8 protein-coding genes are annotated in these 12,602 nt (G+C 70.2%); 6 read left to right on the forward strand and 2 right to left on the reverse strand.

The annotated features are described in order from the left end of the window. The first annotated feature begins 11 nt into the window (after positions 1-11). Together ACW9TB_RS21820 and ACW9TB_RS21825 are read left to right on the forward strand one after the other, a co-directional pair. On the forward strand, positions 12-1,883 hold the full coding sequence (locus ACW9TB_RS21820) for a non-ribosomal peptide synthetase (RefSeq protein ID WP_472749884.1): 1,872 nt from the start codon (positions 12-14) through the stop codon (positions 1,881-1,883). Beyond that, positions 1,880-2,647, forward strand: coding sequence for a thioesterase II family protein (locus ACW9TB_RS21825; RefSeq protein ID WP_472749885.1), 768 nt, complete (start codon positions 1,880-1,882; stop codon positions 2,645-2,647). The genes ACW9TB_RS21820 and ACW9TB_RS21825 overlap by 4 nt, the downstream gene beginning before the upstream one ends. A gap of 10 nt (positions 2,648-2,657) precedes the next feature. Here ACW9TB_RS21825 and ACW9TB_RS21830 read toward each other — a convergent pair whose 3' ends face one another. After that, complete coding sequence (locus tag ACW9TB_RS21830; protein ID WP_472749886.1) at positions 2,658-4,022, reverse strand: MFS transporter; 1,365 nt, start codon at positions 4,020-4,022, stop codon at positions 2,658-2,660. Between the two features lie 121 nt (positions 4,023-4,143). Here ACW9TB_RS21830 and ACW9TB_RS21835 point away from each other — a divergent pair, with 121 nt between their 5' ends. Genes ACW9TB_RS21835 through ACW9TB_RS21845 form a run of 3 tightly spaced genes read left to right on the forward strand, consistent with a single transcriptional unit; the run spans position 4,144 to position 9,380 of the window. Then, positions 4,144-4,902: an FkbM family methyltransferase gene (locus ACW9TB_RS21835; RefSeq protein WP_472749921.1), complete on the forward strand. Its 759-nt coding sequence runs from the start codon at positions 4,144-4,146 to the stop codon at positions 4,900-4,902. Further along, positions 4,899-6,131, forward strand: a complete 1,233-nt coding sequence (locus ACW9TB_RS21840; protein WP_472749887.1) for a cytochrome P450 — start codon at positions 4,899-4,901, stop codon at positions 6,129-6,131. The genes ACW9TB_RS21835 and ACW9TB_RS21840 overlap by 4 nt, the downstream gene beginning before the upstream one ends. Positions 6,132-6,143: 12 nt before the next feature. Continuing rightward, positions 6,144-9,380 carry a non-ribosomal peptide synthetase gene (locus tag ACW9TB_RS21845; RefSeq protein ID WP_472749888.1) on the forward strand — a complete coding sequence of 1,079 codons (3,237 nt, stop codon included), beginning with the start codon at positions 6,144-6,146 and terminating at the stop codon, positions 9,378-9,380. Between the two features lie 129 nt (positions 9,381-9,509). Here ACW9TB_RS21845 and ACW9TB_RS21850 read toward each other — a convergent pair whose 3' ends face one another. Beyond that, positions 9,510-11,447, reverse strand: a complete 1,938-nt coding sequence (locus ACW9TB_RS21850; RefSeq protein WP_472749889.1) for a B12-binding domain-containing radical SAM protein — start codon at positions 11,445-11,447, stop codon at positions 9,510-9,512. 174 nt (positions 11,448-11,621) lie between these two features. Here ACW9TB_RS21850 and ACW9TB_RS21855 point away from each other — a divergent pair, with 174 nt between their 5' ends. Then, positions 11,622-12,389 (forward strand): HalD/BesD family halogenase, encoded by a 768-nt coding sequence (locus tag ACW9TB_RS21855; RefSeq protein WP_472749890.1) that lies wholly within the window; start codon positions 11,622-11,624, stop codon positions 12,387-12,389. The last annotated feature ends 213 nt before the right edge of the window (positions 12,390-12,602 follow it).

The raw sequence follows: 12,602 nt of genomic DNA on the forward strand, positions 1-12,602 counted from the left end.
ACGGAGGACAGGTGGGCACCGTCCACACGCTGTTCGAGAGAAAGGCGTCCGAGGTACCGGACAGGACGGCCCTGGTTTCCGGGGCCGTCCTGTTCACGTATCGGGACCTCGACGCCCGTGCCAACGGCCTCGCCCTGTCGCTCCTGCGACGCGGCGTCGGCCCCGAGACCCTGGTCCCCCTGAGGCTGGACCGCTCCCCCGACCTGCTCGTCGCGCTGCTCGCCGTCTGCAAGGCGGGCGGCGCGGCGGTACTGCTCGACCCCGGCTGGCCCGAGGACCGCGTCGCCGAGGTCCTCGACGGCGCTCCCGTGGTGATCGGCGGTCCCCCCGGCGCCCCCGGCCTCCCCGGTCCCCCCGACGCACCCGACACCCCCGATGCCCCCGACATCCTCAGCGCCTTCGACGCCGAACCCTCCGCCGAGGGTCCCGGCGTGCGCGTGCACGAGGACCAGCTCGCGTACGCGGTGCACACCTCCGGGTCGACGGGGCGGCCCAAGCTCGTCGGGGTGACCCACCGGGCGATCGCCCACCGGGTCGCCACCCACGCCGAGGCGTACCGCATCACCCCCGCCGACCGCTCCAGCTGGCTCGCTCCCCCGGCCTCGTCGGTCTCGGTGGTGGAGCTGTGGCCGTACCTCTGCACCGGCGCGAGCGTGCACGTCGCCGACGCGGCGACCGCGGGCTCGCCGCCGGAACTGCGCGACTGGATGGTCGCCTCCGGGATCACCCGCTCGTACGTGAACATGCCGCTCGCCGAGCTGCTGTACGGCCTGCCGTGGCCGGAGGAGACGGCGCTGCGGCTCATGACGGTCGGCAGCGACGCGGTGCGCGTGTGGCCCTCGCCCGGCCTGCCGTTCGAGGTCGCGGTGGAGTACGGCTCCGCCGAGGCCAACGGCGTGACGAGCTGCCTGGTCCCGCTGGACGACCGCTGCACCTCGGTCACGGCCGACGAGACCGCCAGGCGCGCCCGGCCCCCCATCGGGCGCGCCTGGCCCGGCGTCGGCGTCCCCGTCCTCACCTCCGGCCTGGAGCCGGTCGCGGCGGGCGAGGTCGGCGAGCTGTTCGTGTCCGGGCCCGAGCTGGCCCGGGGCTACCTGGGCGAACCGGCCCGCACCGCCGAACGCTTCCTGCCCGACCCCTCGGGCGGGGGTGGCCGCGTCTACCGGACCGGCGACCTCGTACGGGAGCGGCCGGACGGGCGGCTGGAGCACCACGGCCGCGTCGACCAGCAGGTCAAGATCCGTGGCCACCGGGTGGAGCCCGCGGAGGTGGAGGCCGTGCTGCTCGACCACCCCGAGGTGCGCGAGTGCGTCGTGACGGGCGTACCCGGCCCCGGCGGCGACCTGAGACTGTGCGCCTACGTCGTCCCCACCGCAGGCAGCGCGGGCGGCCCGGACAGTACGAACGGTGTCGTGCGCGGAACGTGGGCCGGGGAGCTGCGCGCCTTCGCCGTGACGCGGCTGCCGGGACCGATGGTGCCGACCTCCTGGACCGCGATGGAGCGGCTGCCGCTGAACTCCAGCAACAAGGTGGACCGCCGCGCGCTGCCCGCGCCCTCGTGGGGCGACTCCCCGGCGACCGTCCCCCTCCCGGAAGGCGACACCCCGGAAGGCGACGCTCCAGGAGCCGACACTCCGGAAGGGGAAGGCGGGCCCGACCCGGTGACGACCGGGGTGCTTGAGCTGTGGGAGCAGGCACTCGGGGCGCGCGGCGCGCTGGGCGACCACTTCATCCGCTCCGGCGGCGACTCCCTGTCGGCCACCCGTCTCGTCGACCGGATCGGGACCCGCTACGGCGTGCGGATCCGGCTGCGTGACTTCCTGAGGGCGCCGACACCCGAGACCCTCATCCGGAACATCAAGGCGGAAGGAAAGACCAGATGACCGACCAGGTGCCCGAGAGGAAGCGGAGGAAGAGCCGCCCCACGTGGCTGCTGCGCACCCCCGACCCCGAGGCGAGGGCCAGGCTGTGGTGCCTGCCCTACCCGGGGTCGGGGGCGTCGATGTACCACGGGTGGCCGGCCGAGGTGGACGGGGTCGAGCTGTGCCCCGTGCAGCTGCCGGGCAGGGAGAACCGGCTGCGCGAGCCGTTGTTCGAGAGCTACGCGGCGGTCGCCGCCGAGATGCTGGAGGGCCTGGAGCCCTACCTGGACCGGCCGTTCGGCTTCATCAGCCACTGCGGCACGGTCTTCATCGGCTACGAGGCGACGCTGCTGCTCATGGAGCGCGGCGGGCCGCTGCCCGCGCACCTGTTCGCCTCCTCGATGGTCCCGCCGCACCGGGCCTCGTGGCCGAGCATCCTCAAGCTCGACGAGGAGCAGGTGGGCGCGCTGGTGTCGGACCTCATGCGGGCGCGCGGCGCGGAGCCGCTGCCCGAGCTGGTGGAGATGGCCGCGGACATCATGCGCGCCGACGTGGCCGCCTACAGCCGCTTCGACAAGACCGACCCGGTGGAGCTGCCGTGCCCGATCACCGCGATCGGCTGGTCGGGGGACACGCAGATCCCCCCGGAGCAGATGGCCGGCTGGGAGTCGTACGGAGAGGCCCGCTACACCGTGCTGGACGGCGGGCACTGGAGTTACCTCCAGGCGCCCGCCGCCCTGCTGGGCGAGATCTCGCGGAGCATGTCCGCGCGCGTCCCGGGCTGAACGGTTGACCTCAGGCGCCCTTGCCGTCCCTGTCCTCGCGCCCGCCGGGTCCATCGGCCTCGGCGGGCTCCTGGATGTCCTGAAGGAGCTCGGCGTCCTCCAGCCGGCGCAGGTTCGGCACCGGCGACAGGAACAGCAGGATGATCCAGGGCAGCAGGAACGCGGCACCGGCGTAGATGGCGGGCTTGATGCCGATCAGCTCGCCCAGCACCCCGGCCAGCATCGCGGCCAGCGGCAGGATGCCGAGGTAGACCGCGCGGCTCGCGCCGATGACCCTGCCCCGCAGGTGGTTGGGGATCACGTACTGGAAGAGCGTGAGCTGGCCGATGTTCCCGGCCACCACGCCGAAGACCGTGACGAACCAGATCACCGAGAACAGGGTGATCTGCAGCCACTGCGGACCGGCCACGAACGGCGTGAAGCACAGCACCCGGAACGCGATCAGGGCGGTCATGATGCCGCGCCCGTAGCCGAACTTCTCGAACAGCTTGCTCGCGAAGACGGCGCCGACGACGCCACCGATGCTGCCGATGGCGTAGATGAAGCCGATCCAGGTGCCCGACATGCCGAGTTCCCTGGCCGCGTACAGGATGAACAGGGTCAGGATCATCATCGACCCGAAGTTCGCCCCGGCGGAGTTGAGGATCAGCGGCCGGGCGTAGTCGTTGCGGTAGGTGACCTTCAGGCCGTGCTTGATGTCGTGGAGCATCGCCGCGACGGCGCCCCGGCCCTGGTTGCTCTGGCGCTCGACGGGCGGCTCGACGTGGCGGATGCGCGACAGGGCGAAGGCGGAGACGAGGAAGGAGACCGCGTCTCCCAGCATCACGTACGCCGGCTTGAACAGGTCGATGAGCACGCCTCCGGCGCTGGAGCCCGCGATGGCGCCCACCGACTCGGTCGCGGCCATCCGGCTGTTCCCGGCGACCAGCTGCTCCTCGCTCAGCAGGGTCGGCATGTAGGCGGCGTAGGCGATCTCGAAGACCACCGAGAGGCCGCCGACCACCACCGCGACCACGTAGAGCACCCACATGTCCATGAAGCCGACGAAGGCCGCGATGGGGATGAGGGCCACGACCGCGGCACGCCCGATGTCGGCGCCGACCATCAGCGGCCTGCGGCGGTAGCGGTCGATGAGCACACCGGCGATCAGTGTCAGCAGGAGCGCGGCGATCGTGCGCATGGTGTTGAGCAGGCCGACCTCCAGGGAGCTGGCCTGCAGCATGAGGATCGCGGTCAGCGGCAGGGCCAGGGTGGTCAGCTCGGAGCCGAGGACCGAGATCGACTGACCGGTCCAGAGCCGGTTGAAGTCGGGGTTTCGCCAGAGAGAGGGCGGCTTTTCCTCCGGCGCCCTGACTTCCGCTCTCTGAGTGTCCATAAGATCATTCCGTCCTAGTCGGGTTTCACCTCTGGTTGACTGGAATAAGGTTTTTGTTAAGGGTGATGATATGCGAAATCAGCGTAGAGGCACACTGGAAAACAATCAGCGGGTGCGTCAGATGACACTCCCGGACGGTCATGTGGTATTCCAGCTCAATCCCGCCGAGACCAGCCTGCAGTATCGCAGTATCGTGGGCGACAGAAGCTACTTCAGGCATGACGTGCGCCTTGAGCCGGGAATGACGGTGTTCGACGTGGGGGCTAACATCGGAATCGCCGCCCTGGCGTTTCATTGGGAATGTCCGGGCACACGGATTCTCGCCTTCGAGCCCGCCAGGCCGCTTTACGACGCGCTGTGCGCGAATCTGTCCGCCCACGGCCTGAACGCGAAGGCGTTCGACTGCGCGCTCTCCCATACCCCGGGTACGGCGGTTATCACCGTCTACCCGGAGACGACCGCGATGTCGGGGATGTACACCGACGTCGACCACGATGCCGAGGTGACCAGGACGTTCCTGGCCAACAGCGGTTTCGCCCCCGAGGACGTGACCGACATGGCCGAGGGCAGGCACGTCACGGAGAAGCAGGAGTGCCAGGTGCGGACGATCTCCGAGGTGATGGCCACCGAGGGCGTCGACCGCATAGGACTGCTGAAAATCAACGTCGAGAAAGCCGAATGCGATGTCCTGGACGGAATCGCTCCCGGCGACTGGGAGGCGGTCGATCAAATCGTCATGCAGGTCCACGACATCAACGGCAGGCTCGCGTCCGTGCGCGACGGTCTCACCGGTCGTGGATTCCAGGTCGACATCGGCCAGGATCCCCTGCTGAAGGACACGGACATCTTCGACGTGTACGCACGGAGGAATTCCCCATGACAGTGGACACGACCGTGAATCTGAACGATCTGGACCTGGCGGATCCGGACATCTACACGGCCCCCGACTCCGGTCTCGGCGTCCTGCATTACCTGCAGGAGCACCGGCCGATGTTCTGGAACAAGAGGTCGGACGGGCCGAGCTTCTGGGCTTTCACCAAATACGCGGACGGCGTCGCCGTCTATCTCGACAAGACGAATTTCACCTCCGAGCGGGGCATGCAGGTCGGGCAGACCGAGTCCGCCGCCCGCGCCGCCGCGGGCAAGATGCTCATCGTCACCGACGGCCGCCACAGCCAGCTGCGCGACGTGATGAACCCCGCGCTCACCCCCCGGGTGGTCCGCCGCCTGGAGGGCGCGATGCGCGAGACGGTCGGCGGGATGCTGGAGGAGAACGCCCAGAAGGACTCCTTCGACTTCGTCGACACGGTGGCGGGCAGGCTCCCGCTCTCGGTCATCTGCGAGCTTCTGGGCGTGCCCCGCGCCGACTGGGACCTGATGATCCAGTGGACGCGCACCGCGTTCGGCTCCGCCACCTCCGACGACGTCATCTCCGACGCCGAGAAGGCCGAGGCGAACGCCAACATCTTCGCCTACTACGCCGACCTGCTGGCCGAACGGCGCGACAACCTCGGCGACGACGTGATCAGCGTGCTGATCCGCGGCCAGATCGACGGGACGCCCCTCACCGACGAGGAGATCCTGCTCAACATCAACGGCCTCATCACCGGCGGCAACGAGACGACCCGGCACGCCTCCGCGGGGGCCGTCATCGCCCTCGTGGAGAACCCCGGCGAGTGGCGGCGGCTGCGCGAGGACCGCTCGCTCATCCCGACCGCCGTGGAGGAGGTGCTGCGCTGGACCGCCCCCAGCCTCAACGTCATGCGGACCGCGCTGCGCGACACGAAGATCGGGGACCAGACCATCCGGGCCGGTGAGCGGGTCAGCGTGTGGCACCCGGCCGTCAACCGCGACGAGGACGCCTTCCCCGACGCGCGCCGCTTCGACGTCGGGCGCACCCCCAACAGGCACCTCACGTTCGGCCTCGGCAAGCACCTGTGCATCGGCGCGGCGCTGGCCAGGTTCGAGCTGCGCGTGCTGCTGGAGGAGCTGACCGGCCGCGTGGCCCGCATGGAGCTCACCGGGCCGGTCAAGCGGCTGCGCTCGAACCTCATGTGGGGCGTCGACCGCGTCCCCGTCCACCTCGAACTCGACCACGCCGGGCACTGATTGGAGCACCCCATGCCGGACAGTAAGACTCCGCTGTCGCCGATCCAGGAGAGCGGTTGGAGGTCCTACCGGGCAAAACCCGCCGGGGACCACACCGACCAGGTCACACTCGCGGCGCGGCTGCGCGGGCCCGTGGACGAGAAGGCCCTGGCCGCCGCGCTGGAACACGTGCTGGAAGCGCGCGAGGACCTACGGCCGGCGTTGCCCGGCGGTTCCGGGGCCGAGCCCCGGCCCGTCACCGTCCCCTCGCCGGTGGAACTGGGCAGGCACGACGCGAGCCGCCGCGAGGAGGCGCTGGCGCGGCTCGTCTCCGAGCAGGTCAACCGGGGCCTCGACCTGGAGACCGGCCCGCCGGTCCGGGTCGCCCTGGCGCGGCTGGCCGACGACGACCACGCGATCGTCGTGACGGCGCACCGGCTCGTGGCCGACGAGCGCGTCCTGGCGGGCCTCGCGGAGGAGATCTCCCGGGCGTACGAGGACGCGTCGGGCCTGCCGGGCGCCACCACCTCCCCGAACGGCTCCCCGAACGGCCACGCGCCCGCCAACACCCACACCCCCAACGGGCACGCCGCGAACGGCACCGCCGAAGGCGGGGAGGCCGCCGACCTCGCCTACTGGCGTGACCGGCTCGACGGCATGCCCCCCGCCCTGGACCTGCCCGCCGACCGGGGCCGTCCCGCCGTACCCGGTTTCGCGGGTGCCCGGGTGACCTTCACCGTGCCGCCGGAGACGGCCGCGCTGGTCGAGACCCTCGCCCGCGAGGCGGGCACCGGGACCGTCACCCAGGCGGCCCAGGCGGTTCAGGCGGCCCGGACGATGACGCTGTCCCGCTGGTCGGGCCAGGACGGGACCGCCCCGGAGCCCGGCACCGACACCCGGGCCGTCACGCTGGCCGCGTGGGCGGTCGCGCTGTGCCGCTGGTCGGGCCAGGACGAGGTCGTGGTCGGCGTACCCGTGCCGGGCGAGGGGCGCGCTCCCGCGTTCCCGATCCGGATCGGCTGCGCGGGCGACCCCTCGTTCGCCGCCGTCGTCGCCCAGGTGCGCGACGCGCTGGACGGAGCCGCCGCGCACGGCTCCCACCCGGCGCACCGGCTGGCCGAGGCCCTGGAGCTGGACGCCTCCAGCGGTGTGCAGCCGCTCTACCAGGCGGAGTTCGACCAGACGGTCCCGGCCTGGAGCGCGCTGCGGCTGCCGGGCGTGGAGACCTCCGAGCTGGTGGCGGGCCGTTTCCCGCTCGCCTCGGACCTGGCGCTGGTCCTGGTGCCGGGCTCGCTCGACGGCGAGCTGCGCTACGGGCTCGACCTGTTCGACGCGCCGGGCGCCCAGACCAGGGCCGGGCAGTACGTCACCCTGCTGTCCGACGCCGTACGCGACCCCGGGCGGCCCATCTCCTCGCTGTCCCTGCTGGACGCCGAGCAGCTGCGGCTGGTGGTCGAGGAGTGGAACCGCACCGAGACCCCCTTCGACGAGGAGGCCGGGGTCGGCGCCCTGTTCGAGGCCCGCGCCGCCGAGACGCCGGACGCGCTCGCGGTGCTCGCCGGTGAGCGGCGGCTGACCTACCGGGAGCTGGACGAGCGCGCCAACCGGGTGGCCCACCGGCTGATCCGCGACGGGGTGCGGCCCGGCCACGTCGTCGGCTCGATGACCGGCCGCTCGGCCGAGGCGCTCGTCGCCTTCCTCGGCATCGTCAAGTCCGGCGGGGTCTACCTGCCGCTGGACCCGGCGCTGCCGCCCGACCGGCTGGGCTACATCCTCGACGACAGCGGGGCCCGCCTCGTCCTCACCGGGGTCGAGCACTCCGGCCGGGTGCGTGACGACCGGGTGCGCACGATCGAGCTGGACGCCGAGTGGCGGACGATCGAGGCGGAGGAGCCGGGTACGAGCCCCGGCGTGACGGCCGCGCCCGACGCCCCCGCCTACCTCATCTACACCTCGGGCTCGACCGGGCAGCCCAAGGGCGTGGAGGTGCCGCACCGCGGCGTCAGCAACCTCGCCTCGACGCTGTCGCGGGAGTTCTCCCTGGCGCCCGACGACCGGGTGGCGCTGTTCGCCTCGCTCAGCTTCGACGCGTCGATCTGGGAGATCACGATGGCGCTGCTGAACGGGTCGGCGCTGTGCGTGCTGGACCCGTCGGCGATGACCCCGCAGGAGACGGCGAAGGCCATCCGCGACCAGGGGGTGACCGCGGCCACGTTCCCGCCGACGTTCCTCAGCACGCTCAGGGGCGACGAGCTGGACACGGTCAGGCTCATGGTCGTCGCGGGCGAGCAGTGCCCGACCGGGCTGGTGCGGACCTGGGGTCCGGGCCGGATGTTCGTCAACGCCTACGGGCCGACGGAGACGACCGTGTGCGCCACGATGGGGGCCTGCGACCCCGCCGCCGCGTACGCGCCGCCGATCGGACGGCCGCTGGCCAACTTCAGGACCTACGTGATGGACCGCTGGCTCAACCCGCTGCCCGCGGGCGTGCCCGGCGAGCTGTACGTCGGCGGTACCGGCCTGGCCCACGGCTACCGGGGCAAGCCCGGCCTGACCGCGCAGTCGTTCATGCCCGACCCGTACGGCCCTCCCGGGGCGCGGCTCTACCGGACCGGCGACCTGGTCCGCTACCTGCCCGACGGGCGGCTGCAGTACGTGGGCCGGGTGGACCACCAGGTGAAGATCCGCGGGTTCCGGGTGGAGCTGGCCGAGATCGAGGCCGCGATCACCCGCTACCCGGGGGTGCGCGAGGCGGTGGTCAGCGTGCGCGACGACCGGCTCGTCGCCTACGTGGTGCTCGACGACGCCTCCAGGATCATCGCCGACCGCAGCGGCCTCACCGGCGAGCTGCACCGGTTCCTGCAGGGCTCGCTGCCCGCGTACATGCTGCCCTCCTCGTACGTGACGCTGGACGCGATGCCGCTGACCTCCTCGGGCAAGGTGGACCGCCAGGCGCTGCCCGAGCCCGGCCTGGACGGCGGCGGGGAGGGCGGTGACGACGACTTCGACGCGCCGCAGACCCCGACGGAGCAGACGATCGCCGGGATCTGGGCCGAGGTGCTGAAGCTCAGGCGGATCGCCCGCGAGGACGACTTCCTGGAGATCGGCGGTCACTCCCTGGTGGCCGCGCAGGTGATCACCCACGTGCGGGAGAGGTTCGCGGTGAACGTGCCGATCCGGGTGCTGTTCGAGAACCCGGTGCTCGCCGACTTCGCCGAGGCGGTGGACGCCGCTCTCGCCAAGGCGGAGGCCAAGGCGGCGAAGGTCTGAGCTGGGGACCGGCGGGCGGGACATCCCGCCCGGCGGGATGCCCCGCATGACGAGGGCCCGTGAGGATGATCCTCACGGGCCCTCGTCATGCGCGCCCCGCCCTGCCCCCGAGGGCGGCCCGGCGGCGGCTCAGCGGCGGCCGGGCAGCGCGGCGGTCTCGGACTCCGGCCGCCAGGTGGGGAGATACTCCCGCAGCCGCAGCACCATGCCCTGGCAGTAGGAGGCGTTGTGCTCCAGGCTGCGCTCCGGCATGAACGGCAGCTTGCGCCCGCGCGGGTGGTCGAGCTCCAGGCGGGTGAGGTGCTCCTGACCGGCCTCCAGGCCGGTCACGTCGAGGTCGATGAGGAGGGCGGCCAGGTCGGCGGGCATGTCCACGACCGAGGTCGTCTTCCCGCGCGCCCCGGCCCGCGACTCGACGCCCAGCTCGGCGAAGTCGTAGCGGGGCGGCTTCGGCTTGGCCAGGTAGATGTAGGGCCGGGCCAGCAGGTCGAGCTCGAACGCGGCCCGCGCCTTGGGGTCCTCCCACCAGGGCTGGCTGCGGGCGAAGTCGACGATCAGCCCGTCGAACTCCTCGCGGTGCGAATGCAGGACGATGTGCGCGACCATCCCGAAATTGTGGAAGTCGTAGTTCCAGAGTTTCTCCACGGAATCGCGGAAGAAAGTCGCGACCTCGGTGTCCGTACGGCTCTCGAAATACGTCGCCGCATCGGTGAAGAAGTCCTCGAACCTCCGGGTTCCCGACCGGTCCAGGTAATTGGCGAGGTAATACAGGCCGCGCAGGTTGTAGAGCGAGTGGACCGCGTAGTAGAACCACGTGCCGCGCTCGCACTCCTCGCGGCTGACCCAGTTGGTGCCGACCACGACATCGGCCTCGGTAACGTCACTGGGAACGCGTTCGACCTGCACCCCGAGAAGGTCTCGCTTGGCGTAGATCGAGGTGTTGTGAAGAAGGAGCTGCGGATAGACGATCAGGGTGTCGGCACGCAGCCGGCACAATTCCGCGACCCCTTCCTTGTACGAGGGCAGGGTTTCCCCGGGAAGCGGCCAGATCAGCTCGATGTAGGAGCTGATGCGCTTCTCCCTGAGCGTTCTCTGCAGCTCGGTGTAGGTCGCGGGCTTGATGTTGGAGCGGTCGACCAGTTCGAGGGTCTTGGAGCTCATCGACTGCAGGGAGATGGGCTGGCTGGTCAGCAGGCCGCCCTGCACGAGGATCTCGGTGATCTCGGCCATCCGGTCGGGCTTGTTCTTGGCCGCGGCCATCGAGACCATCACCGGGTAGCCGTTCTCCTCGCTGCACTCCACCAGGTGGCGGGTGAGCTCCACGTCGCGCGGGGCCATGCCCCAGTTCGCGTCGGCGATGAAGATCGACACGAAGTTGTTCTTGCTGATCCAGGTGATGTCGTCGCGGACGCGCTGGTCCTCGAACTTGTGCACCTTGTCGTTGGTCGCCGCGCCCCAGAAGCAGAAACCGCAGCTGAACGGGCATCCGCGGTTGGTCTCCAGGATGGCGGTGGTGTACTTGCCCTCCTCGAAGACGCCGGAGGTGAAGGGCGAGGGCACCTCCATGAGGTCGCGCACCCGCTCGGCGGCCTCGGTGGTGACGAGCTCCCCCGAGCGCCAGAAGCTGATCCCGTGGACCTCGGCGAAGTCGGGTTCGTCGCCGATGATCTGGCGCAGATACTGCACCATCGTCTTCTCGCCCTCGCCGTTGCAGACGACGACGTTCTCCTTGTCGGGGGAGACGTACTCGTCGGCGTGCAGCATGACCTGCGGGCCGCCGAGGATGAACTGGGCCTGTGGGAGCCGTTCGTGCAGCGCGTCCAGCACGGCGCGGGCGAATCCGATGTTCCAGATGTAACAGCTGATGGCGTACACGTCGCTGCGTTTGCCGAGGAGTTCGTCGATCACTTCCTCGCGGTCGGCGGACACGGGGGCGGAGAAGATTTCGAACTCACATCGCGGTCCCACCTCCGGGTCGTGTTGCGCGTAGGCCTGCATGTAACCGGAGGCGAGGGGCAGGATGGCCTCGAATGCAGACAGCTCGACGAATGTGACTTTGGTGTTCATGACGCTCGTCCCTGCGTAGTCTGAGTAATTGCTGAAGCCGATCGGATGGAATCCGCTCATGGTTTCACAGCGGGACGGGACGAACAACGCGCGCCATTTGCGGTCACCACTCGCGTGTTACGGTTCTGGAAACCCCGATAACCACGGACTCGATAACCACGGAGGAGAAACCGCATGCCGACTCCCAACTACGAGACCGGCCTCGGGACGCTCTCACTCGACGACCGGATCGCGGAGCATCTCGAAAAGACCTTTCAGGACCCCTGGGAAATCCGCAAATTGTCGCATGATTTCCGCAGGAACGGCTACGTCAAGCTGCGGGACGTGGTCTCCGGCGAGGTCAAGAACCTCGTCTCGGACGAGGTGAACCGGCTGCTCGACCTGCACGCGCGCCGGATCGACATCAACCTCAAGGAGACCAGCAACTCCCCGAGGAAGATGAGCACGGTCAGCCAGCAGTCCATCGGCCAGGACAGCTCCCTGATCCCGGAGCTCTACGAGTCCACCGCCCTCAAGGGCTTCCTCGGGCAGCTGGCCAACGAGCCGGTCGTGAACTGCCCGTGGGACGAGGAGAAGTACGTCATCATCCGTCAGGAGAAGCAGGGCGACACCCACGGCTGGCACTGGGGCGACTTCAGCTTCACCCTCATCTGGATCATGGAGGCGCCGAGCAGCGAGTACGGCGGCATGCTCCAGTGCGTCCCCCACACCAACTGGGTGAAGGAGGACCCGCGGGTCCACGACCACCTCATCAAGCAGCAGATCAGCACCTACGCCCACGAGACCGGCGACATCTACTTCCTGCGCTCCGACACGACGTTGCACCGTACGGTGCCGCTCTCCGAGGACCGCACCCGGATCATCCTCAACACCTGCTGGGGCAGCGAGTCCGACGCCAAGAAGGAGCAGTCGCACGAGACCATGGAGGCGATGTTCAGCTGATGTCCAGCTGAGCCCCCGCCCCCGGCGGCTCCGGGACACCTGGGAGACCCGGAGGGGCCAGGGGAACGCGGGAACGACGAGACGGCCCGGTCGGATGACCGGGCCGTCTCGCCCTTCTCACAGCCCGGCTCCAGGGGGGTGAGCCGGGACGAGCCCGTCCGCTCGCCACACCCGGCAGACAAACCGGGCGTACTACCGCGGACGGACAGGGTG

Source organism: Streptosporangium sp. H13245 (genome assembly GCF_055690525.1).

Coding starts and splice junctions, on each gene's coding strand:
- ACW9TB_RS21825 (WP_472749885.1), top strand. CDS start 1,880: ATGACCGACCAGGTGCCCGAGAGGAAGCGGAGGAAGAGCCGCCCCACG.
- ACW9TB_RS21830 (WP_472749886.1), bottom strand. CDS start 4,022: ATGGACACTCAGAGAGCGGAAGTCAGGGCGCCGGAGGAAAAGCCGCCC.
- ACW9TB_RS21835 (WP_472749921.1), top strand. CDS start 4,144: ATGACACTCCCGGACGGTCATGTGGTATTCCAGCTCAATCCCGCCGAG.
- ACW9TB_RS21840 (WP_472749887.1), top strand. CDS start 4,899: ATGACAGTGGACACGACCGTGAATCTGAACGATCTGGACCTGGCGGAT.
- ACW9TB_RS21845 (WP_472749888.1), top strand. CDS start 6,144: ATGCCGGACAGTAAGACTCCGCTGTCGCCGATCCAGGAGAGCGGTTGG.
- ACW9TB_RS21850 (WP_472749889.1), bottom strand. CDS start 11,447: ATGAACACCAAAGTCACATTCGTCGAGCTGTCTGCATTCGAGGCCATC.
- ACW9TB_RS21855 (WP_472749890.1), top strand. CDS start 11,622: ATGCCGACTCCCAACTACGAGACCGGCCTCGGGACGCTCTCACTCGAC.